This window comes from Streptomyces luteolus (assembly GCF_029968015.1).
In the GTDB taxonomy this organism is placed as follows: domain Bacteria; phylum Actinomycetota; class Actinomycetes; order Streptomycetales; family Streptomycetaceae; genus Streptomyces; species Streptomyces luteolus.
In genome coordinates, this window is sequence record NZ_JASCIS010000023.1 from 65,712 (window position 1) to 88,210 (window position 22,499).

Here is a 22,499-nt window from a genome sequence, read left to right on the forward strand (position 1 = left end):
CCGATGGAACGCACGGACCCCACGGACCCCACGGACCCCACGGACCCCACGGACCCCACTGACCCCACGGACTCCACGGACGACTTCATCGTGCTCGACGGCGTCGAGAAGGTCTTCGACGTACGCCGCAAGACCGGGTTTCTGCGCCGTGAGCGGCGCGAGGTGCGGGCGGTGGACGGGATCTCGTTCAGCGTGCCGCGCGGCGAGATGGTCGGCTATATCGGGCCCAACGGCGCGGGCAAGTCCACCACCATCAAGATGCTCACCGGCATCCTCACGCCCAGCGGCGGTCGGCTGCGGGTCGCGGGCATCGAACCGGCGCGCGAGCGCACCCGGCTTGCCCGGCGCATCGGCGTGGTCTTCGGGCAGCGCACCACGCTCTGGTGGGACCTGCCGCTGATCGACTCGTACCGCCTGATGCACCGCATGTACCGGATCCCCGACGCCCGGTTCCGCGCCAACCTCGACCGCTGTGTCGAACTCCTCGATCTGGGCGCCTTGTTGGACGTTCCTGTACGGCAGCTCTCCCTCGGGCAGCGGATGCGCGGCGACATCGCGGCGGCGCTGCTGCACGACCCGGACGTGCTCTACCTGGACAAGCCGACCATCGGCCTCGACGTGATCTCCAAGGCGAAGGTGCGCGGCTTCCTGCGCGACCTGAACGCCGAGTCGGGCACGACGGTGCTGCTCACCACGCACGACCTCCAGGACATCGAGCAGCTCTGCAAACGCGTCATGGTCATCGACCACGGCCGTCTGATGTACGACGGGGCGCTGGCCGGGCTGCACGAGATCGGCGAGAGCGAGCGCACCCTCGTCGTCGACTTCGAGCACGAGCTGCCCGAGGTGAGCGTCGCCGGTGCCCGCGTGGTGCGGGTGGAGGGGCCCCGGCAGTGGCTGGCGTTCCCGGCCGCGGCCTCGGCGGCCCCGCTGGTCACGGAGCTGGCGTCGGCGTACCCGGTGGTGGACCTGTCTGTCAGGGAGCCCGACATCGAGGCCGTCATCGCCCAGATGTACGCGGACCGCTCCGCGCTAGGCTGATTCGTATGACCGACGAGTTGCCGGAGCTGCGGGCTTCGGACACGGACCGGGAGCGGGTGGCCGAGCGGCTGAGGGAGGCCGTGGCGGAGGGCCGGCTCGACATGGAGGAGTTCCAGGAACGCCTGGACGCCACGTACAAGGCGCGTACGTACGGCGAGCTCGAACCCGTGACGCGCGATCTGCCCGACCCCGCCGGACCGGGCCCGGCGCCCGCGCGGGCCTCGGGTTCGGGCGCGTGGGCGGAGCGGATCGGCGGTGCGGGGACCTCGGCGGGCGGGGTCGCGATCATGTCGGGCTTCTCGCGCAAGGGGATGTGGACCGTCCCGCGCCGTTTCAACTGCTTCGCGCTCTGCGGCGGCGGTGAAGTCGACCTGCGCGAGGCGAAGTTCGAGGCGCCGGAGGTCGTCGTCAACTGTGTCGCGATCATGGGCGGCGTCGATGTGATCGTGCCGCCGGGCGTCGAGGTCGTGGTGCGCGGCATCGGCGTCATGGGCGGCTTCGACGAGCGCCTCGGCGACGAACCGCCCGAGCCGGGCGCCCCGCGCGTGATCGTCACGGGGTTCGCGTTCTGGGGCGGGGTGTGCGTGAAGCGGAAGATTTCCCGGTCGGAGAAGCGGCGGCTCAAGGAGGAGAAGGACCGGCGCAAGGGGCTGGAGAAGTAGCCCGTCCGGCGCTTGAGGACGAGCCCGCAGGGCGATTCGGTGCGGTGGTCGAGGGTGCCCTTGACGACGACGTGAGCCGACCCCCGCCGGGGCTCACAGCTCCGCCGGGACCGACCCCCGCAGCGACGCCAGGTTGAACGCGTACGCCATCTTCTTGAAGCCCTCGTCGCTCGGGTGCAGGTGATCACCCGAGTCGTACGGCTCGCGCAGCTTCTCCGGGGCGTACGGGTCGCGGAGCGCGCGGTCGAAGTCCACGACCGCGTCGAACACCTTCCCGGACCGGATCTGCTCGTTGACCTGGCGGCGGACCTCGTCCAACTCCGGTGTGTAGCCCCGGTGTCCGCCGAACGGCATCAGCGTCGCACCGATCACCCGCAGGCCGCGCGCGTGCGCCTGGCGGGTCAACTCCCTCATGCCGTCGAGGATTTCCTCGGAGGAGGTCTGCTGCGGGTTGCGCAGGATGTCGTTGATGCCGAGGGCGATGACGACGGCCTTGACGCCCGTACGGGATAGTGCGTCGCGCTCGAAGCGGGAGAGGCCGCTCGGGTTGTCGGCGGGGCGGCCGAGGCCGTCGGAGAGGATGCGGTTGCCGCTGATGCCCTGGTTGAGGACGCTGTAGCGGGGCGCGCCCTGCTCGTCGCGCAGCCGGTCCGAAAGGACGTCCGTCCAGCGGGCGTTGGCGCCCATGGTGGAGCTCACGCCGTCGGTCAGCGAGTCGCCGAGCACGACCACGGCGCCCTCGGCCTCGCGGCTGAGCACGTCGACGGCGGCGAGGTAGCGCCAGTACGGGCTCTGCTGGGTGTACGCGTCGCCGCGCAGGTCGGAGACCCGGTCGCCGTCGGCCACGTAGCTGATCTGCCGGGCGTGCGGGTGGTACGTCACCGGGCCCGACGGGGTGGGGGAGAAGGTCGTCACGAGCAGGTCGGCGTCGTGCGGCACGCGCAGCCTGACCGGGTCGCTGACGACCCGGCCGCCCGGCTCGACGACCACCGAGTGGTTGCCGCCGAAGGACAGGCGGCGCAGGGTTCCGGCGGCCGCGCCCGGGGTGTTGGGGGCGGCCGCCAGGGCTATGGAGGCGTGCGTGATGGACAGCGGCGTACGCCCGTACAGGTTGGAGAGCGTGATGCGGGCGCTGCTGCCGCCGACGCTGGTGTGCACGACGTTGCGGATAGAGCGGCCCGCGAAGCCGGCCTCGGTGCGCGGCTCGGCGGCGGCGGGCGAGCTGGACCAGGTGCCTACCCAGGTGCCGGACGAGGCGGGGGCGGCGGAGCCCTGCGGGTGCCGGGGCCCGGCGCGCAGGTCGTCATCCCGGGCGTCGCCGGACACACCCACGTATATGGCCGCGGAGATCAGCACCACGACGGCCGCCAGGGCAGCCATTAGGGCATAGCCGTTACGCCTGGTCACGCGGCCTTTTTCTCCTCGGGCAGGGGAGCCCGGGGCTCCAGTTCGACTATCCCATTTTGCGACATGGGCCGGGAGGGCGCGCACGGCACCCCCTCCGTCTCAACAAGACGCCGGGAACTCGCGGTTCGTTCCAGGAGTAGGTCACGTAGAGGCAACGTCGGGACAATGAGACCGGGGATGACGTGGGGACGGTCGGACGGTGGAGCGGATGGAACGCAAGAAAGCCGAAGAGGCGGAAGAATCGGGTGAACGAGTCATGAGGGAGCATTCCCCGGTGAACGGTCACTCATCCGGCACGTCTGGTTCCGGCAGGTCCGGTTCCGGCACGTCTGGTTCCGCCACGTCTGGCTTCGGGGCCGATGGTTCCGGGGCCCCTGCTTCCCGTGGCGGCGGGTTCACGTACAGCGCCGCCGACGAGGAGAAGCGGCGCGGCGTGCGGCACATGAAGGCCACGGCGACCGGGCTTCTGCTGCTCGTCGCCCTCGTCTACGTCCTCGCCAAGTGGGCGCAGAGCTCCGGCGCGGGCGGCTGGACCGGGTACGTCGCGGCGGCCGCCGAGGCCGGCATGGTCGGCGCGCTCGCCGACTGGTTCGCCGTCACCGCCCTGTTCAAACGCCCGCTCGGCCTGCCCATCCCGCACACCGCGATCATCCCGAGCAAGAAGGACCAGCTCGGCGTCTCCCTCGGAGAGTTCGTCGGCGAGAACTTCCTCTCCGAGGACGTCGTACGGCGCCGGCTGCGCGGCGTCGGCCTCGGCTCCCGGCTCGGCGCCTGGCTCGCCGAACCCGAGCACGCCGACCGCGTCACCGCCGAGCTCTCCACCGCGCTGCGCGGCGCCCTCACCGTGCTGCGCGACTCCGACGTCCAGGCCGTCGTCGGCGAGGCCATCACCCGCCGCGCGGACGCCGTCGAGATCGCGCCCGGGCTCGGCAAGACCCTCGACCAGGTCGTCGCGGACGGCGGCCACCACCGCGCCGTCGACCTGGTCTGCGTCCGCGCCCACGACTGGCTGGTCGCCCACGGCGAGTCCGTGATGGACGCGGTCGAGGGCGGCGCCCCCGGCTGGACGCCGCGCTTCGTCGACCGCAAGGTGGGCGAGCGGGTCTACAAGGAACTGCTCCGCTTCGTCACCGAGATGCGGGACATGCCCGAGCACCCGGCCCGCGGCGCCATCGACCGCTTCCTCACCGACTTCGCCGCCGACCTGCAGTCCGACAGCGACACCCGGGCCCGCGTCGAACGCCTCAAGAGCGAGGTCCTCGGCCGCCGCGAGGTCCAGGACGTGATCGCCTCCGCCTGGTCCTCCGTACGCGCGATGATCGTCTCCGCCGCCGAGGACGAGCGCAGCGAGCTGCGCCTGCGGGTGCGCGCCGCCCTGCTCTCCCTCGGGCAGCGCCTGGCCACCGACCCCGAGCTGCAGCGCAAGGTGGACGGCTGGGTGGAGGACGCGGCGGTGTACGTGGTCACCACGTACCGCTCCGAGATCACCTCCCTGATCACCGAGACCGTCGCGGGCTGGGACGCCGAGCACACCTCGAAGAAGATCGAGGCCCACATCGGCCGTGACCTGCAGTTCATCCGCATCAACGGCACGGTCGTCGGCTCGCTCGCGGGCCTGGCGATCTACACGGTCTCGCGGGCGTTCGGGGCATGACCGTGCCCTCCTCCGCCCCGCACCGGGTCGCCGTCCTCGTCCGGCACGGCGTACTGCCGATGGAGCTCGGCCTGGTCCACCAGCTCTTCGGCTCGGCCCGCTCCGCGCGCGGCGAGCCGCTGTACTCCGTGGTGACCTGCGCGCTCACCCCCGGCATGATCCGTACCGACGCCGACTTCCCGATCCGCGCGGACCACGGCCCGCGGGCGCTCGCCGAGGCCGACACGGTCCTGGTGCCCGCCTCCCACGAGGAGGACGAGTCGTACGCCGACGGCCTGCCGCCCGCGCTCGCCGCCGCCCTCGACCGGATCCCTTCCGGCACCCGTATCGCCTCGATCTGCACCGGCGCCTTCGTCCTCGCCGCGCACGGCCTCCTCGACGGCCGCAGCGCCACCACCCACTGGCTGTCCACGGACCACTTCGCCCGTACGTTCCCCGCGGTCCGGGTCGAGCCCGAGGTGCTCTACGTGGACGGCGGCCGCGTCCTCACCTCGGCGGGCGAGGCCGCGGGCGTCGACCTGTGCCTGCACATGATCCGCTGCGACTTCGGCGCGGCAGTCGCCGCCGACGTCGCCCGCCGCACGGTCGTACCGCCGCACCGCGAGGGCGGCCAGGCCCAGTACATCCCGCGGCCGGTGGCGGAGCCGGGCGGGTCCTCCACGTCCGCAGCCCGCGCCTGGGCGTTGAGCCGACTTGAACAGCCCCTCACATTGCGGGAGTTGGCGGACCGCGAGGCGATGAGCGTACGTACCTTCAGCCGCCGCTTCCGCGAGGAGACGGGCCTGACCCCGATGCAGTGGCTGGGCAGACAACGCCTCGCACGGGCCCGGCAGTTGCTTGAGGAGACCGACCACACGGTGGACCGCGTGGCGGCGGAGTCGGGCTTCGGCACGGCGGCTTCCCTGCGCCAGCACTTCCAGGCTGCGCTGGGGGTGTCGCCCCGGGCTTACCGGGTGACGTTTCGGGGGCCGGGCGCGCCGGGGGAGGGTCGAAGGCCGTAGATCCTACGGCGGCCTCCGGGGGCGACACGCCCGGGAAGTGAAGGCAGTCGTTTCCCGTCGCGGGAGGCTCGAGACTGTGTACGGCCGCCCGGCGTGAAGTGCTGCTCTCTCCCCATCTCCCTTGGATCCAGGGCGAGTTGAAGATCACGTAGCGGCGTTCCCGTAACCACCCAAGCCACCCCGCACCATCACACACAGCGGATACGACCTAGATTGGGACACAGCGGAACCGGCCCCGGAGAGCAGCGGGAGAGGGAGACACACAGGTGATCTGTTACGGAACGACCGTCCTCGACCTCGCCGAAGACCTGGTGGACGCCTACGCCGAGGTGTTCTCCGCACCCCCGTGGAACGAGGATGAGGAAACCATTCAGCGGTTCCACTACCGCCTCCGCGGCGACACGGAACGCCCCGGCTTCCGCGCCGTCCTCTCCCAGTCCCGCACCGGCATCGACGGCTTCGCGATCGCCTGGCTGACCCCGCGCGCGCTCCCGGACACCCCGACGTACGCGAAGATCCTCTCCCAACTCGGCGAGGCCCGCGTCGAGGAACTCCTGGCCGGAGCCCTGGAGTTGGACGAACTCGCCGTCCGCCGCCACGCCCGCCCCCAGGGCCTCGGCCGCACCCTCCTCTCCGAACTCACCGCGGATGCACCGTCGGGCCGGGCTTGGGTCCCGATGTCCCGCGCTGCGAAGAACGCGGTGGCGAGCTATCAGCGCCTGGGGTGGAGGGAGGTTCCGCCTCTTCCGGGGGCGGGGAACGGGGTGGTGGTGTTGCTGTCTCCGGGGCATCCGGCTGTGGCGTAGCTCTCGCTCACGTGGGCGGGGCCTATCGAGCCTTCCGGTCCACGACCACCCACGAGGCCATCGCGACCCCACCGGCCACGATCCCGACGGCGGGCCACGCCCCGACCTTCTTGGCCAGCGGATGCGCGGCCCCGAATCCGGCCACGTACGCCGCGCTGAGCGCAGCGGCCACCTTCCCTCCGGCCTGTTGCTGCCACCCCCGCGCGGCGACGGCCCCGGCCGCGGCGAGGGCGACTCCGCCGAGGGGGCGCTTCTTGGTCCATCGGGCGATGGCGTATCCGCCCAGGAGTCCGGTTGCGGATGCGATGGTGGAGGTGGGGAAAGGCATAAGAGCTCCAGGCGCTGTGGGGGCTTATCGGGGCTAGCTGGGTGTGATGGACGAATACATCCAGGCATCGGCGGGGAGTTCGTACTTCAACCGCCAGGTGATGGCCATCGGCTTGCTCCCAGCGTGCTTGTCGTAGCTGGCCGGACCCAGCAACATCCAGGGCTGAGACTTTCCGATGTCGGTGTTCTTGTAGCGGCGCATGAACAACAGGACGTGGCTTCCCTGTTGTTCATGCCACTGGTATCGGAGGCCGGTTGGCGAGCTCTCAGACGTTTGATTCTGAGACTCCCAGTGGAACAGTGTGGGGCTCAGCGCGTAGTCCTTGTATCGGACCGTGGGTGAGAAGTCCTTATCGCTCTTCTCTAGAGTGATGAGAAGTGCGTCGGTCTTGAAGTCATCAACCCACTGAACCCCTTGGGCGAACGAGCCTGGCATCTGACCGCCGAAGCGGGCGACGCCGAGAGAAGCCAGAATCTCGGACCGGTTGTAGGAGCTGTGTACCTTCAGAGGTACGTGAGCGTGCGGTCCTTCCAGTGGGATGGGGAAGTGATCGAAGCGATCGAGCACGTACTTCAGAACCTGCCGCAACTCGTCACGAAAATCAGCCTGCTCCCGCAGCGATTCCAAACCCTGCTGGTAGCTGCTGAATCCGCCAGCCTTGTCCCACAGATTGAAGAACAGCATCCGGGCGTACGTCTGGTCCCGCGGTGACAGCGATTCGTAGTTGGGCGCATCGTCGTCTAGGAGGTGGAGGTACGCGTGGGCGCGCTCGGGGTCGTCTACGTGCAAGAAGGCGTGGATGCGTTTGAGGAGATCGGCTTCGCCAGCAGGACCCTGTTCGTCGAGAATGCGGGCCTTGCGCAGAATCGTGGTCCACGAGTTGCTGCTCTTGTAGAGCTCCTTGATCTCTCGGCGGCTCTCTCGCAGGTAGCTCTTGAGGTCGGGAGTGCTGTAGGCCCGGACTTCCTTCGCCAGGGTATTAACATTCGCCTTTATCTGGGTTCGAATGTTATCGAGGACGAGTTCCTTCGACTTCCCTTCAAGTAGGATCTGACATCCGGAAGGTAGTTGAGGGAAATCGCGCTCGATCTGGTTAATGAGGCGGTTGCGGGACGAGTTGGTCATCGCCCTGAACTGCTCCTCGAATCGGAACTCCGCCCGGTGCTGACCGATGAAGTCGAGGACTGTGAGAACTGGCTTATTGGCGGTGCGCCGAAGCCCGCGGCCGAGCTGCTGCAGGAAAATCGTCGCACTGTTGGTGGGACGCAGGAGCAGGAGCGTGTCTACGTCAGGGATGTCGAGACCTTCGTTGAACAGGTCTACGGAGAAGATCACCTGGAGCCTTCCGTCGCGAAGGTCGGCGAGTGCCTTGTCGCGAACGGTTTCCTTCGACTCGCTGTCCAGGGCGACAGCCTTGAACCCGGCTTGACTGAAGAACTCCGCCATGAAGTGCGCATGCTTCTTGTTCACGCAGAACCCAAGCGCGCGCATAGCTCCCGGTCGTGAGACCTTGTCCAGAATCTGCTTGACCACGATCCGCGCACGAGCGTGGTTTCCAGTGTAGAGATTCCCCAACTCGCTATCGCTGTAGGACCCTTGCTGCCAGCCCACCTGGGTTAGGTCCGTGCCATCCGGGATTCCGAAATAGTGGAACGGGCAGAGGAGGTCGTTCTCCAGGGCCTCCCACAAGCGCATTTCAGCCGCGATGCGACCTTCGAAATACAGGTCCTGAACGTTGAATCCATCAGCCCGCTCGGGCGTTGCCGTGAGACCGAGGAGCTGCTTTGGCTTGAAGTGCTTGATGATCCGCTCGTACGTCTGCGCCTTGGCATGATGAAACTCGTCGATCACGATGATGTCGAAGTGACCGGGTTCCAATTGCTCGAGGCGATCAGCGTTCAGCGACTGCACGCTGGCGAACACGTGCTGCCAGTCGCGGGGATCGGCGCCTCCATGAAGTAGCTCGCCGAACGATGCGTCCACCAAGACCTCTCGGTATGTCCTCAGGGACTGCCGGAGGATCTCCTTACGGTGGGCCACGAAGAGGAGGCGCGGATTGTTCCCATCGAACTTGCTACGCAGGTCGCGATAGTCCAACGCCGCCATCACGGTCTTGCCCGTTCCCGTGGCCGCGACCAGCAGGTTTTCGGTATGCCCGTGGATCTCACGCTCGATGCGGAGCCGCTCCAGCATGTCCTTCTGGTGAGGGAAGGGGCGCACTTCCATGCCGGACAGGCTGATCTGGGCGTCCTCCGAAGACCCGCCTCCACCGGCCTGCCACAGAGCCTGATCGAGTCGCTCCTCGTCGATGTCTGGGTTGTAGTCCTCGAAGCTGGTGTCGTTCCAGTACGCGTCGAAGGTTGCCTCGAACTTGCCGAGCACTGCGGGGGTGGCCACAGACGACAGACGTACGTTCCACTCAAGGCCGTCGAGCAACGCTGCCTTGGAGAGGTTCGAGCTTCCGACGTACGCGGTGTCGAATCTGCTGTTTCGCCGGAACAGCCAGGCCTTCGCGTGCAGCCGGGTCGACCTGATCTCGTAATTGACCTTTACTTCTGCGCCGAACTCCCGGACCAGGCGGTCGAGTGCGATGCGGTCCGTGGCGCCGATGTAGGTCGTGGTGATGACGCGAATCGGTACGTTGCGTCGCTTTGCGTCACGCAGAGCATCTTCGAGCACGCGGATGCCGTACCACTTCACGAAGGCGCAGAGCAGGTCGATGCGGTCCGCAGTGGCCAGCTCCGCGCGCAGCTCGGTGCCCAGACTTGGGTCGTCAGGGGAATTGGTGATCAGAGCGGTTTCTGAGAGCGGCGTTGCCGGGCGTATCGCGTACACCCCGGGCGCTTCCTGCTCAGCCAGGGCGAGGAGTTGCCGGGGACCATCCGCGATGAGACCGACTGCTGCGTCAACATCGGGGTCAGGGGCAGCGACGGCCAGCGACTCCATGATCTGGTTGGCCGCCGCCAGCCGTTTGTCGTGGGGGAGTTGAAGAAGTCTGCGCTGCGCTGCTTCCGCGATATGTCGGGCAAGCACGTGAGGTGATGACTCCGTACTCACCTCCGCGTCGATGGCCTTCCAGCCAGCGGCCTGTAGCTGCTCTATCTGGTTCTGCAAGCTGTGGGTGACCAGCTTCTCGTAGACACCTGCGGCCGGCTGGGTCGCGTCCCCCGTATCCACCACGTGTGCTCCCTCGTGCCAGGAATGGTTACGCCAAGTTCTAACAGGCGTCGCTGACAGCGTCGGAGGCAGTTGTGTTCCAGCCACGCCCATCACCAGGCTGGAAATGGGCGTGGCGCGGCAGAAGTTCGCCTGGTGTGGGCGGCTGCTCAGGCGGTTGGGGAGGGCGGTTCCGAGTGGCCTACCTGGTCAGGTCCGTCACCAGGTGCGATGGGATCCAGGTCCTCGGGGTCTTCGACTGCAGGGAGGCGTGCGCCTCGGCTCTCGGCGACTCGAAGCACGTCACTCAGGGCCTCAGTCAACCGGCATGCAAGGAAACGGAGTTCACCGTTCGGTAGCTTCGGGTCGTCGAGCATGTGAGTCGCGTGCGCGAGCAGATCCGATCCCATTCCAAGTTGCATAGCCTCGATGTTGTCCGCGACTCGTGACAGGTAGCCGGTTCCGTCCCCAACGAGGTAACACGGCCTCCCGTCCTCGTTGACCCACGGAAGCAGCCTGAGGGTTCCTGATGCGGTCATGATGCGCCCACCGCAACCCCGTGGATCACGCGAGGCCCAAGGTCAATGCCGTGCACCGCGAACCAAAGAACTCGTCGCCGACCACGTTGAAGTTGCGCCTCCCGCCTTACCTCGTGGGCCACGTAGTAAGGCCGGACCAGCCCCATCGCCTCGCCTGACAGGGCCGGTACGGGAAGCGGAGGGCAGCTAGGCCCGATGGGCGTTGGGCCGTAGGGGAGTCCGTCATGCGTAGCTCGATGACTGCCAGATGCCGGAAGTAACCAGCACAGCACTACTTCGAAGATCCGAGCGATACAGTGCGCCATGTCGACCTGCTTTCTCAGGTTGGCCATGCCCCCGGACCGGTCGCACGGTCGCGGGGGTCTTCGGTAGTCGCGTACGGACTGACCGTAGAGGCGCTGAGAAAGGAGAAGGGGCACAGTTTGTGCCCCTCGCGTTCAGGCCGCCAAGAGGCCGATTTTTACGGCCAGTTCGCTGGCCCTCCGCCGCTGTGCCGGACTCTTCGAGTCAGCCTCTTCCAGGACGATGCGGCGGGCATAGCCGTTGTAACGAATCGTCTCGGGTGCTGCTTCAAAGGCCTTATCGAGGGCCGCGAGCGCTGCCTCGGCCTGACCGTCTAGTTGGTAGCCGCGCGCTTCCTCGATACGGTGCCGGGCCCGCCGTGGGCGGGAAGGGATCGTTGTCGTGTCCGCTGCCGCAGCCTGCCGGACACTTTCCCCACCCGCGTGCAACTCAACTGCGACCGTTACGGCATGCGCCCCCATGACGGCCCTCGAGAACGACGTGACGGGGTGGAAGTAGTCGGCAGGCAGCCGGTCGGCCACCGCCCGTGCCGTGTCCCAGTAGCGCCAAGCCGTACCCGTATCGCCTCGACGCGCGGCGGTGTATCCGGCCTCGAATTGCAGGGCGCCCGCAATCGCGAGTACGTCAGGGGTGGCTTCCGGGAGCAGCGGCTCGAGGTAGCGCAGAGTCTCAAGGTTCACTGCGTCTGCAGCGTCGAAATGCGCGTGCCCGCTATCGCGGTGAGCCTGGGTTGCCAACCAGGCCGCAACTCCCAGAGCGTGCGGGTCTTCGGATTCCTGCGCGGCGATCAGGCTGCGCTCGACGACGCGCCACAGCAGCGATGAGTCGGGCTGGTAGGCGAGGAAGAACTGGCTCAGGCTGTAGACCTCTGCCAGCAGGCTCTGGGCTGCTCGGCGGTTGCCCGCCGAATCGGCCTGCCACGCAGCTTGTTGCGCGTCATGGATCAGGTCCGGCAGCAGAGCTCCGATGACGTCACGATGGTGTGGAGAGGAATGCCGAGCACCCCACGCGCGGGAGAGCCGCTCGCGAAGGTGAGCACGGGGTGGCGCCTCACGCCGAGAAGCCATGGGGTAGGTGTTGATGGCGTCGCGGACTTGGGGGAGGCGGGCGTGTCCAGGGCCGACGAACAAGTCAACGGCCAGGGACTGGTCGCCGGTCAGCTCCGCGAGCTCACGTACGCGCAGGGCTTCCGCGATACGCAACACCGCGGGGAGCTTCGGCATCTGGAGCCGTCCGCCCTCAACTTGCTTGACCCAGCTCGGAGATTTCCCTACTAGACCGGCCAAAACGGACCGGCTCATCCCGCGACGGGTTCGCAGAATCTGCATGCGCTGACCGAATGCGACCGGCTCCAGGAACGGGTCGGGGGTGGCGTCTGAAGACACGGACTTGCCCCTCTCTATGCAGCTCGTCATCGACAGGGTACGGGGATCGGTCCGTGCCCGGTGATCGCTTGAGGGGAGTGCCCGGGTGTACGAGGTTCAGTGCTCTGCAGCGCTGAACTTCGCTGCGCGCCCCAGGAGTTCGGGCGATGGTACGGGTGAGGGGGCCACCCTCAAGCTCCATGACACATCGAGTACGAAACCCCCGACCCACACCAACACCCCCCCTCAGGCGGCCACTCCACAGCCCGTCCCCGTGCGGCCAGCGTCGTCGCGTACTGCGGGAGCAGGGAGGTGTCCTCCGGTGAGGATGCCTCCGAGGCGGCGAAGGCCTCGTAGGAGGGGACCGTGGCTGTGACGATGCCGAGGTTGGGGGTGCCGGAGGCGGCGAGTTCGCGGAGGGAGGACTCTATGGTCGTCAGGTGGTCCTCGTGGGAGGGGTACTCCGAGGTCAGCGAGGGGTACGCCGTGAGGAGTTCGGTCAGTTCCGTGTTCGGCCAGTGCAGGACCGCCACCGGGAACGGGCGGGAGAGGGCCGCGCGGTACGTGCCCAGCTCGGCGCGGAGGCGGGCGATCTCGGCGCGGAGTTCCGTGGGGTCCTCGGAGCCGAGGGACCAGAGGCGCTTCGGGTCGTGCAGCTCGTCGAGGGGGACCGTGGCCGTGCTGGACTCGTCGGCCCTGATGTCCCACGTGTCGTGTTCCAGGGCCAGGAGGCGGCGGACGCGGTGGCGGCCCAGGAGGAGCGGCAGCGCGTCCGGCGGGGTCGGGCCCGTGGGGGAGATGAGGAGGGTGACCGCCTTGGTGAACACCTCGTGCGCCTGCTGGAGTTCGTCGTGGGATTCGAGGGCCTCCGCGGCGATCACCCAGGGGGACGCCTCGCGCGGGGCCGTCGTGCGGATGCCGTCGATGATCGCGCGGGCCTCCGCCTCGTGCCCGTACTCCCAGAGGTTCGACGCCTTCAGGGCGCGGATCAGGGACGGGTGCCTGGGCGTGCCGGCGAGCAGGTCGTCGTAGAGGGTCGTGGCCCGCTCGCGTTCGCCGGACAGCTCCAGGTGCGCGGCGGCGTGCAGGAGCAGCTGTTCGGCGTCCTCCGGGTACTGCGCCGCAGTACGCAGCAGGCGTTCGGCTTCGGCGGTGTGATCCGTTTCGGGGCGCATGGGGGACACCGTACTGCCGTGTCCGGGATCGGTGGAGGGCCGTTTCGGTTCCGTCGGGAGAGGCGCTGTGCCGGTGTGGCTCTGGTGAGTTGCGGGCGTACGGCTTATCCTCCGGCCCTCCGGGGACGAGGCCGGGGAGGAGGCGCCGTGCGGGAGCGGGTTCCGGTGGTCGTGCAGGGGGCCCGGCGGTCGGGGCTCGCGCGGGCCGCCTGGTGCGGGGGCGAGATCGCCGTGACCGTGGGTCTTGTGCTCCTGCTGCTCGTCGTACATCAGCTGTGGTGGACCAATCGGCAGGCCCGCGACGCCGCCGAGGAGAAGGTCGAGGCCCTGGAGGAGGAGTGGGGGCGGCCTGCCCGCCCGCAGGAGGAGACCGGGACCGTCGAGCCCACGCCCACCGGACCCGGGAACGCCCCCGCCGACGACCGCCCCGCCCCCCGCAAGCCCTCCCCGCCCCGCTGGGACCAGGCGTACGCCGTCCTCTCCATCCCGCGGCTCGGCGTGCGCGTGCCCGTCGCGGAGGGGGTCGGCAAGGCGGGCGTGCTCGACAAGGGGTACGTGGGGCACTACCCGCGGACCGCTCAGCCGGGGCGGCCCGGGAACTTCGCCGTGGCCGGGCACCGGAACACGCATGGCGAGCCGTTCCGGTACGTGAACCGGCTGCGGCCCGGCGACCGGATCGAGGTGAAGACGGCCCGAGCGGCCTACACCTACGAAGTGGACCGCACCCTTCCGCAGACCCTGCCGGGCGACGGCGGCGTCATCGACCCGGTGCCGCGCAGCGCGGTGCGGGCGGGGGCCGGGTACGAGGAGCGCGGGTACTACATCACCCTGACCACCTGTACGCCCGAGTTCAGCTCCAAGTACCGGCTCGTGGTGTGGGGGAAGCTGAAGTCCGTGCAAGCCGGGTGAGGCTCACGTCCGTGGGAAGACGGGTGAGGCTCACGTCCGTGCGAGCCGGGTGAAGCCCACGTCCGTACGAGCCTGGTGAAGCTCACCTCCGTACGAGCCGCCGGGTAAAGCCTCACCTCCGTACGAGCCCGGTGAAGCCCACGAGCTAGGCTCGATGGCCGTGATCAGACGTCCGCGCCGCCCCCATCTGCTCTGGCTCCTCGTGCCGTTCGTGCTCTACATCGGCGCGCTGCCGTTCGTGAACCGCGTCGAGCCGGTCGTGCTCGGGCTGCCGTTCTTCTTCGCGTGGATGCTGGCCGCGACCGTGCTCACCCCCGTCGCCGCCTACCTCACCTGGCGTGGCGACCTCAAGGCAAGGGCGGGGCGGTGAGCGCCGGGGCCGTCGCCACCTCCATCTTCGCCGTCTTCATGGTGCTGACCGTGGCGCTCGGGCTGCTCGCCGTGCGCGGGCGCGGCGGGCAGGGCGGGCTCGCCGAGTGGTCCGTGGGCGGGCGCAGCCTCGGGGCCGTCTTCATCTGGGTGCTGATGGCCGGCGAGAGCTACACCAGCTTCAGCTATCTCGGCGCGGCGGGCTGGGGCTACAACTTCGGGGCGCCGGTGCTCTACGTCGTCGCGTACATGTCCTGCGGATACGCCGTCGGCTATGTCGTCGGCCCGATGCTGTGGGCGTACGCGCGTGAGCACGGGCTCGTCGGGATCACCGACATGATCGCCCACCGGTACGGCAGGCCCTGGCTCGGCGCGGTCGTCGCCGTGCTCGCGACGGTGTTCCTGCTGCCGTACATCCAGCTGCAGATCACCGGCATGGGCGTCGTGGTCTCCACGATCTCGTACGGCTCGATCAGCCTGAACTGGGCCTACTTCCTGGCCTTCGCCGTCACCACCGGCTTCGTCGTGGTCAGCGGCCTGCGCGGCAGCGCCTGGGTGTCGGTGCTCAAGGACGTGCTCGTGATCGCGACCCTCGGCTTCCTCGCGATCTACGTCCCGCTGCACTACTTCGGCGGATACGGGGAGTTCCTCGACCGCGTCGTCGCCGAGAAGCCGGACTGGCTGACCCTGCCGGGCGCTGGGGACAGCGGGTACGGCACGGCCTGGTTCGCGAGCACCTCGCTGCTCAACGCCCTCACCGTGGTGATCTTCCCGACGACCGTGGCGGGCTACCTCGGCGCCCGGAACGCCGACGCGCTGCGCCGCAACGCCATCTGGCTGCCCGCGTACAACGTCCTGCTCTTCGTGCCGATGCTGCTCGGCATGGCGGCGCTCTTCGTGGTGCCGGGGCTGACCGGGGCGGACTCCAACCTGGCCCTCTTCAAGCTGGTCACCGATGCGCTGCCCGCGTGGGCGGTCGGGGTCATCGGGGTCGCCGCGGCGCTCTCGTCGATCGTGCCGATGGCGGTGTTCATGCTGGTCATCGGGACGATGTGGGGGCGCAGCGTGCTGTCGCTCGTACCGCGTCTGCACAGCCAGCCGCGGCAGAAGGCGGCCTCGCAGACGGTCGTCGTGATCGCGGGCACCCTCGCGCTGATCCTCACGTACGCGGCCCCCAACACCCTCGTACGGCTGTCGCTCATCTCCTACGAGGGGATGGCGCAGCTCCTTCCGATGCTGCTGCTCGGCCTGGTGTGGCGGCGGCTCAGCCTGGCCGGTGCGGTCAGCGGGCTCGCCGTCGGCGTGGGCGCCGTCTGCGCGCTGGTGTTCACCGGGAACGACCCGGTGTTCGGCGTGAACGCGGGGCTCGTCGCCCTGGCCGTGAACCTCGGCGTGGCCCTGGCGGTGACGTGGGCGCGGCCGGCGGACGTGGACGGGCGGGCGGACGCGGAGGTGCTGGCCTCGGATCCGGGTACGGCGGTTGTGACCTCGGGAACTTCCCGGGCCGGTTGCGCGTGAGTACCAGTAGCATCGACGGAGGATCCGACCGGAGAGGAGCGCGCCCCGTGACCGACGGCTTCAAGGCCTCGCGGCCCGTAGGCACGCTCCTCGCGCTGCTCGTCCTCGTCGTGCAGGTGCTGCTCGTCGACACCGGCAGCCTCTCCGCCGCCGTCGCGCTCGCCGCCTCCGCCGCGGCCGGCTCCGCGCTCGCCGTGTGCACGGTCCTGTCGGCGCGGGTCGCGCCCGCCGTGGCGCCCGCCCGGGTGCGTACGGCGATCCGTGACCGGGAGCAGAGAACCGCGTTCCTGCCGCAGCGTGACCCCGACGCCTCCGGGCGCACCCGCCCCCGAGCCCCGGGACGCCTCGTCCCGACGGCCGCGTAGGGGAACAAGGGGAACACCCGTAGTTCAAGGTCCCCCCTCTAGTTCAAGGTCCCTCTCGTGGGCCGTCATGCCGACCTTTCCTGACCGGTTTTCCGGTTTCCGGCACGACTTTCCGGCACGACGAGACCCCCGGAGGGCTCCCCACCCATGTCCGACCTCTTCAGCGGCTTCGCCGACCTGGTCGCGCGCCTCGCCGACCTGCTCCAGCCCCTGTTCCACGCCTCCGCGACGGCGGCGGCGATCGTCTTGTTCACCATGGCCGTACGCCTCGCCGTCCATCCGCTGTCGCGGGCGGCGGCGCGCGGGCAGAAGGCGCGGGCCAAGCTCGCTCCGCAGGTGGCCGAGCTGCGCAAGAAGCACGCCAAGAACCCGGAGCGCATGCAGAAGGCGATCATGGAGCTGCACGCCAAGGAGCAGGTGTCGCCGCTCTCCGGCTGCCTGCCGAGCCTGCTGCAGCTGCCCGCGTTCTTCCTGATGTACCACCTGTTCTCCACCGCCGAGCTCGGCGGCGAGCCCAACGCCCTGCTCGGCCACAGCCTGCTGGCCGCGCCGCTCGACGGCCGCTGGCACGACGCGCTCGCGGACGGCGGCGCGTTCGGACCGGCCGGTCTCGTGTACGTCGCGCTGTTCGCCCTCGTCGCGGCCGTGGCGACCTTCAACTACCGGCGTACGAAGCAGCAGATGGCGGCCAACCCGCTGCCCGCGCCGGGCGGCGAGGGGCAGAGCGTGCCCGGTATGGGGGTGATGGTGAAGTTCATGCCGCTGATGTCGTTCATGACGCTGGTGACCGTGGCGGTCGTGCCGCTCGCCGCCGCGCTGTACGTGGTCACGTCCACGACGTGGAGTGCGGTGGAGCGGGCCTGGCTGTACCGGGACGTGCCGGGCGGGGCGGGGGCGGTCGCGCCCGCGATGTAGGGGTTTGGGGTGCCGGACTGTCCTGTGAGCGTGGTTACCGGTCCGTCATGTGAACGCGGTATTGCGGACTGGACGCAGACCTTGGAGGATCGGCCAAGCTTCCGATGGCCGCACCCCATCGGCGCCCACCAAGTGGACCACCAAGTGGACCAGGGGAGTGTGAAGATGAAGCTGCTGCGAGTCGGAACGGTCGGCGCGGAGCGCCCGGCGCTGCTCGATGAGGGCGGCGTCCTGCGTGACCTGTCCGGCCTCGTCACCGACGTGGACGGAGCCCTGCTCGCCGACGAGGCGGCGCTGGCCCGGGTCCGGGACGCGGCCGCCGCCGGCACGCTGCCCGCGCTCGACGCCGAGGGGCTGCGCGTCGGGGCGCCGCTAGGACGGATCGGCAAGGTCGTGTGCATCGGGCTGAACTACCACGATCACGCGCGCGAGACCGGCGCCGCGATCCCCGAGGAGCCGATCGTCTTCTTCAAGGCGGCGGACACGGTGGTCGGCCCGAACGACACCGTGCTCGTACCGCGCAAGTCGGAGAAGACCGACTGGGAGGTCGAGCTGGCCGTCGTCATCGGCAGGACCGCGCGGTACGTCGACACCGCGGAGGAGGCCCTGACGCACGTCGCGGGGTACGCGGTGGCGAACGACGTGTCCGAGCGCGAGTTCCAGATCGAGCGCGGCGGCACGTGGGACAAGGGCAAGAACTGCGAGACGTTCAACCCGCTCGGCCCGTGGCTCGTCACCGCCGACGAGGTGGCAGAGCCGCAGGCGCTCTCCCTCAGGCTCTGGGTCAACGGCGAACTGAAGCAGGACGGCACGACGGCCGACCAGATCTTCCCGGTGGGCGAAGTGGTGCGGTACGTCAGCCAGTTCATGACCCTGTACCCGGGTGACGTGATCAACACGGGTACGCCTGCGGGCGTCGCGATGGGGGCGGCGGAGCCTAAGCCGTATCTGCGGTCGGGGGATGTGGTCGAGCTGGAGATCGAGGGGCTCGGGCGGCAGCGGCAGGAGTTGGCTGACGCGTAGGCTGGGTGCCCCGAAGGGGGTGCCATGACCGTTCCGCAGGCCGAAGTGACGCTCGATGAGTTCGACGTGATGGACGCTGCTGTGCCGGAGGGTCTGCACGTCGAGCTGATCGACGGGCGGCTGCTCATTACTCCGGCTCCGGACGGTGACCATGACGAGAACGTCAGGTCTGTCGCGGACCAAGTGCGGGCGCGCCACCCCGGACTGCACACGTACCAGGCGCGAGGTCTGGCCGTGCCCGCTCGCCGGACAGGCCGGGCCCGCGTGGACGGTGCGGTTGCCCCCCTGGGCTACTTCCGGGGGCAGCCGTCCTGGTCCGACCCCTCGGGGGTGCTCCTCGTCGTCGAGGTGACGTCCGGACGCGAGCAGGACGCCGAGGTCGACCGCACCGACAAGCGCGACGCCTACGCCCAGGCCGGGCTGCCGGTCTACCTCCTGGTCGACCGCCACCGCGGCGAGGTCGTCGTGCACTGGGACCCCGAGGGCGGCCGGTACCGGCTCAGGTCAGAGGCTGTCTTCGGCGCGAAGCTCGCCCTGCCCGAGCCCTTCGACTTCGACCTCGACACCACCGAGCTGGCCTGACGCTCAGCTCAGCTGGACCGTCACACCCTCCCGGGCCGACCTCCGCGCCGCCTCCAGAACGTCCAGCGCGTCCGCCGCCTCGTGGGCCGTGACCGGGTTCGGGGCGCCCTCGGTCAGGGCGGCGGCGATCGCGGCGTAGTACGCGGGGTAGTCGCCCGGCAGGGTCGGCTCGGGGCGGCCGCCGCCGGTCAGCGGGGACTCCCCGGAGCCCACGCGGCCCCACATCGACTCGCCCTCCACGCCCCACGGCTCCTCGCCGCCGGGCCGCAGCCCCTCGCGCAGCGCCGCCTCCTGGGGGTCGAGGCCGTACTTCACGTACCCGGCGCGGGAGCCCAACACCCTGAAGCGCGGGCCGAGTTGGGCGGTCGTGGCGGAGACGTAGAGGTGCGAGCGGACGCCGTTCGTGTGCGTGATCGCGAGGAACGTGTCGTCGTCGGCCTCGGCCCCGGGGCGGCGTACATCCGACTCCGCGTACACCGAGGCCGCCGGGCCGAACAGCATCAGGGCCTGGTCGACGACGTGGCTGCCCAGGTCGTAGAGGAGCCCGCCGATCTCCTCGGGGGCGCCGGACTCGCGCCAGCCGCCCTTGGGCTGCGGGCGCCAGCGCTCGAAGCGGGACTCGAACCGCTGGACGTCGCCGAGTTCGCCCTCGGTGAGCAGCTTGCGCAGGGTGCGGAAGTCGTTGTCCCAGCGGCGGTTCTGGAAGACGGAGAGCAGCAGGCCGCGCTCGTCCGCGAGGTCGGCGAGTGCTCGGGCCTCGGCCGCGGTGCCCGCGAGCGGCTTGTCGACGACGACCGGCAGGCCCGCCTTGAGGGCGGCGGTCGCGATCGGTACGTGGGTCTTGTTCGGCGACGCGACGACGATCAGGTCGAGCTCGTCGGCCCGCTCCCACAGCTCGTCCGCCGAGGCCGCGCAGCGCAGTCCGGGCCCGAACTCGGCGCGGGCCTGCTCCTGGCGCTCGGGGTTCGACGTGACGACGGTGTCGAGCGCGAGGCCCTCGGTGGCGGCGATCAGCGGGGCGTGGAAGACGGAACCCGCAAGTCCGTATCCCACGAGGCCGACACACAGAGGAGCCGCGGCCGAGGGCGTCGGGGAGCCCTGGGAGGAGTCCTGGGAGGTCATACGACCACTTAAGCAACGGTGTTGCCAAAGTGCAAGCGGGGCGGAGAATGGCCCTGTGAGCCGTACCGACCCAACCTCCTCGCCGCCCGACGCCCCCGTCCCGCCGCGCCCCGCGGCAGACCTCCCCGCCCTCCGTACGCGCAACGCCGCACGTGTCCTCGACCTGCTGCGGACGGCCGGGGGCGGGGGGATCAGCCGGCTTGAGCTGGCCGAGCGGACCGGGCTCACGCCGCAGGCCGTCAGCAAGATCACCGCGCGGCTTCGCGGGGAGGGGCTCGCGGCCGAGGCCGGGCGGCGGGCGTCGACCGGCGGCAAGCCGCGGACCGTTCTGCGGCTCGTGCCCGGCGCCGGCAGCGCCGTCGGGCTGCACCTCGACCGGGACGCGCTGACCGCCGTCGCCGTCGACCTCGCAGGCACCCCGCTCGCCGAGCGCCGCGCCCCCCTGGCCTTCGCGTCCGGCGCCGAAGCGGTGGTGGACACCGCCGTACGGGAGGTCTCGGCGCTGCTCGAAGCGTGCGGGGCCGCGCCGATCGGGGTCGGGGTCGCCCTGCCGGGGCCGCTCGACCATGCCACCGGCGTCCTGCACCGCCTCACCGGCTTCCCCGAGTGGGACGGCTTCCCGCTGCGCGACACGCTCGCCCGCCGGCTCGGGCTGCCCGTCGTCGTCGACAAGGACACCAACGCCGCCGCCCTCGGCCTCGCCCTCGCCGGGGCCACCGGTTCCGCGCACGGCTCGTTCGCGTATCTGCACCTCGGTACGGGGCTCGGCGCCGGGCTCGTACTCGGAGGTGCGCTGCATCGCGGGGCGCGGACCGGCGCGGGTGAATTCGGCCACCAGGTCGTGCAGTTGGACGGCCCGCGCTGCGGCTGCGGCAACCGGGGCTGCGTCGAGGCGCTCTGCCTCGCCGCCGTCGCCGCACACGCCCCGGACGAGGCCGCCCGTGTCCTCGGCGAGGGCGCGGCGAACCTGGTGGGCCTCCTCGACGTCGACCTCGTCCTCCTCGGCGGCCGCACGATCGACAAGGACCCCGAGCGGTACGTACGCGGAGTCGCCGCCGTGCTCGGGCAGCGCGCCCGGCGTGCGGGCGGGCCGCCGGTCCCGGTCCGGGCGGCCGGCGGCGACCGCACGGTGGCCGAGGGCGCCGCGCAACTGCTCCTTGCCCCGCTGTTCGGCCGCGCGGGGAGTTGACCGGGTCCGGCAAGGCGGCGTGCGCCGACGGAGGGGGATCGGGACGCCGATCAGCCGTACCGCGTCGTGGCGGTGCGGCCCCCTCGCGCGCGCGTGGCAGCGTCTGGGGGTCCGCCTCCGCGATCAGCAAGGGGTCTCCGCATGCGACTCGTGCGACTGACGCGACGCACGCCGTTCACAGGGTTCACACCGTTCACAGGGTTCACACGGTTCACAGGGTTCACAGGGTTCACCCGGTTCACGCGACTCACCTGCCTGCGCAGCGCTCTCGCTCCCGGCGCCACGGCCGCCGCCCTCGCGGTCGTCTCGGTGGCCGCACCCGCCCCCGCACCCGCTGCCGCGTACGAGCGGGCCGAGACGGCCAGGTCCACCGTGGCCGTGGCCCGCGGGATGACCTGCGACGACGAGGACAGCGCGGAGTTCCCGGTGACGAGCCGCCTGCACGGCGGGCCCGACCGGTTCCACCCAGGCGACGGGCCGCGGGGCTTCGAGCTCGACCTCGTCAACGAATCGGAGCGGACTTGCGGCGCGATCCACCCGGTCGTCGTCCTGCTCGACCGCGAACGCACCCTGCGGCCCGCGCAGCTGCGCCTGGAGTTCCGCGACCCGGACGGTCACTGGCACGACGTCCGCTTCGAGCGGACCGAGCAGGACGAGAACGTGGGCGTCTTCGACGGCGGCGGCGAGCAGCGCGGCGACCACCGCTTCGCCGGCTTCTCGCTCGCCCCCGGCGCCTCCCTCACCGTCCCGGTGCGCCTCGCGTTCACCGCCGACGCGGGGGAGAACGAGGTCACCGCGCAGGTCGCCGTGGTCCAGCGCCGCGACGCCGACGGGGACTGGGTCGGGCAGTCCGGCGCGTACCTGTTCACGGTCGGGGCCGAGCGCGCGTCGGACGGTGGGGCGCGGTGGCCCTCCGAGCTGGCCGAGACGGGGGCGCGGCAGGGGTGGGGGACTGTGGTGTACGGGGTCGCCGCGGGAGTGCTGGTGGTCGGGGGTGCCGCCCTGGTTCTGGGCGCGCGGAGACTCCGGGGGCGTGCGGCGCGCGGCTGACCCGCACCCCTTGCCTAGAGT

General features: G+C 70.1%; 20 protein-coding genes. 14 read left to right on the top strand and 6 right to left on the bottom strand.

Annotated features, from left to right (window positions below):
- Nucleotides 1-3 precede the first annotated feature (3 nt).
- Together QIT00_RS22600 and QIT00_RS22605 are read left to right on the top strand one after the other, a co-directional pair.
- Nucleotides 4-1,041, top strand: coding sequence for an ABC transporter ATP-binding protein (locus QIT00_RS22600; protein ID WP_282537175.1), 1,038 nt, complete (start codon nucleotides 4-6; stop codon nucleotides 1,039-1,041).
- Between the two features lie 5 nt (nucleotides 1,042-1,046).
- Entirely contained in the window at nucleotides 1,047-1,703 is a 657-nt protein-coding gene (locus QIT00_RS22605; protein ID WP_282537176.1) for a DUF1707 SHOCT-like domain-containing protein, read from the top strand.
- 93 nt (nucleotides 1,704-1,796) lie between these two features.
- Here QIT00_RS22605 and QIT00_RS22610 read toward each other — a convergent pair whose 3' ends face one another.
- Entirely contained in the window at nucleotides 1,797-3,110 is a 1,314-nt protein-coding gene (locus QIT00_RS22610; protein WP_282537177.1) for an SGNH/GDSL hydrolase family protein, read from the bottom strand.
- 208 nt (nucleotides 3,111-3,318) lie between these two features.
- Here QIT00_RS22610 and QIT00_RS22615 point away from each other — a divergent pair, with 208 nt between their 5' ends.
- From QIT00_RS22615 to QIT00_RS22625, 3 genes are all read left to right on the top strand, one after another.
- Nucleotides 3,319-4,764, top strand: coding sequence for a DUF445 domain-containing protein (locus QIT00_RS22615; protein WP_282537178.1), 1,446 nt, complete (start codon nucleotides 3,319-3,321; stop codon nucleotides 4,762-4,764).
- Entirely contained in the window at nucleotides 4,761-5,765 is a 1,005-nt protein-coding gene (locus QIT00_RS22620) for a GlxA family transcriptional regulator (RefSeq protein ID WP_282537179.1), read from the top strand. The genes QIT00_RS22615 and QIT00_RS22620 overlap by 4 nt, the downstream gene beginning before the upstream one ends.
- A 266-nt stretch (nucleotides 5,766-6,031) precedes the next feature.
- Nucleotides 6,032-6,571, top strand: coding sequence for a GNAT family N-acetyltransferase (locus tag QIT00_RS22625; protein WP_282537180.1), 540 nt, complete (start codon nucleotides 6,032-6,034; stop codon nucleotides 6,569-6,571).
- A 22-nt stretch (nucleotides 6,572-6,593) separates the two neighbouring features.
- On the opposite strand, the gene QIT00_RS22630 is transcribed toward QIT00_RS22625, so the two are convergent.
- The 4 genes from QIT00_RS22630 to QIT00_RS22650 form a co-directional block, all read right to left on the bottom strand.
- Entirely contained in the window at nucleotides 6,594-6,899 is a 306-nt protein-coding gene (locus QIT00_RS22630) for a hypothetical protein (RefSeq protein ID WP_282537181.1), read from the bottom strand.
- 33 nt (nucleotides 6,900-6,932) lie between these two features.
- Nucleotides 6,933-10,079, bottom strand: coding sequence for a DUF3427 domain-containing protein (locus QIT00_RS22635; RefSeq protein WP_282537182.1), 3,147 nt, complete (start codon nucleotides 10,077-10,079; stop codon nucleotides 6,933-6,935).
- Between the two features lie 952 nt (nucleotides 10,080-11,031).
- Nucleotides 11,032-12,282: a helix-turn-helix domain-containing protein gene (locus tag QIT00_RS22645; protein WP_282537184.1), complete on the bottom strand. Its 1,251-nt coding sequence runs from the start codon at nucleotides 12,280-12,282 to the stop codon at nucleotides 11,032-11,034.
- Between the two features lie 170 nt (nucleotides 12,283-12,452).
- The gene (locus QIT00_RS22650) at nucleotides 12,453-13,436 is read right to left on the bottom strand and encodes a tetratricopeptide repeat protein (protein WP_282537185.1); all 984 of its coding nucleotides are present in this window, start codon (nucleotides 13,434-13,436) and stop codon (nucleotides 12,453-12,455) included.
- Nucleotides 13,437-13,583: 147 nt separating this feature from the next.
- On the opposite strand from QIT00_RS22650, the gene QIT00_RS22655 reads away from it, so the two are divergent.
- The 7 genes from QIT00_RS22655 to QIT00_RS22685 all read left to right on the top strand — a co-directional run bounded on the left by QIT00_RS22655 (nucleotide 13,584) and on the right by QIT00_RS22685 (nucleotide 19,117).
- Entirely contained in the window at nucleotides 13,584-14,345 is a 762-nt protein-coding gene (locus tag QIT00_RS22655) for a class E sortase (protein WP_408909828.1), read from the top strand.
- A gap of 160 nt (nucleotides 14,346-14,505) precedes the next feature.
- Nucleotides 14,506-14,715, top strand: a complete 210-nt coding sequence (locus QIT00_RS22660) for a DUF3311 domain-containing protein (RefSeq protein ID WP_408909829.1) — start codon at nucleotides 14,506-14,508, stop codon at nucleotides 14,713-14,715.
- A 38-nt stretch (nucleotides 14,716-14,753) separates the two neighbouring features.
- A complete protein-coding gene (locus QIT00_RS22665; RefSeq protein WP_282537229.1) occupies nucleotides 14,754-16,232 on the top strand; it encodes a sodium:solute symporter family protein in 1,479 nt (492 codons plus the stop codon).
- A gap of 47 nt (nucleotides 16,233-16,279) precedes the next feature.
- Nucleotides 16,280-16,597 (top strand): DUF6412 domain-containing protein, encoded by a 318-nt coding sequence (locus QIT00_RS22670; protein WP_282537186.1) that lies wholly within the window; start codon nucleotides 16,280-16,282, stop codon nucleotides 16,595-16,597.
- A 147-nt stretch (nucleotides 16,598-16,744) separates the two neighbouring features.
- The gene (locus QIT00_RS22675; RefSeq protein WP_282537187.1) at nucleotides 16,745-17,512 is read left to right on the top strand and encodes a YidC/Oxa1 family membrane protein insertase; all 768 of its coding nucleotides are present in this window, start codon (nucleotides 16,745-16,747) and stop codon (nucleotides 17,510-17,512) included.
- Nucleotides 17,513-17,677: 165 nt separating this feature from the next.
- Nucleotides 17,678-18,535 (top strand): fumarylacetoacetate hydrolase family protein, encoded by an 858-nt coding sequence (locus QIT00_RS22680; RefSeq protein ID WP_282537188.1) that lies wholly within the window; start codon nucleotides 17,678-17,680, stop codon nucleotides 18,533-18,535.
- Nucleotides 18,536-18,559: 24 nt separating this feature from the next.
- Complete coding sequence (locus tag QIT00_RS22685; RefSeq protein ID WP_282537189.1) at nucleotides 18,560-19,117, top strand: Uma2 family endonuclease; 558 nt, start codon at nucleotides 18,560-18,562, stop codon at nucleotides 19,115-19,117.
- Between the two features lie 3 nt (nucleotides 19,118-19,120).
- Here the strand turns inward: QIT00_RS22685 and QIT00_RS22690 are convergent, their stop codons facing one another.
- A complete protein-coding gene (locus tag QIT00_RS22690) occupies nucleotides 19,121-20,239 on the bottom strand; it encodes a Gfo/Idh/MocA family oxidoreductase (protein ID WP_282537190.1) in 1,119 nt (372 codons plus the stop codon).
- A gap of 55 nt (nucleotides 20,240-20,294) precedes the next feature.
- On the opposite strand from QIT00_RS22690, the gene QIT00_RS22695 reads away from it, so the two are divergent.
- Nucleotides 20,295-21,428: an ROK family transcriptional regulator gene (locus QIT00_RS22695; RefSeq protein WP_282537191.1), complete on the top strand. Its 1,134-nt coding sequence runs from the start codon at nucleotides 20,295-20,297 to the stop codon at nucleotides 21,426-21,428.
- 141 nt (nucleotides 21,429-21,569) lie between these two features.
- Nucleotides 21,570-22,478 carry a hypothetical protein gene (locus QIT00_RS22700; RefSeq protein WP_282537192.1) on the top strand — a complete coding sequence of 303 codons (909 nt, stop codon included), beginning with the start codon at nucleotides 21,570-21,572 and terminating at the stop codon, nucleotides 22,476-22,478.
- Nucleotides 22,479-22,499 lie beyond the last annotated feature (21 nt).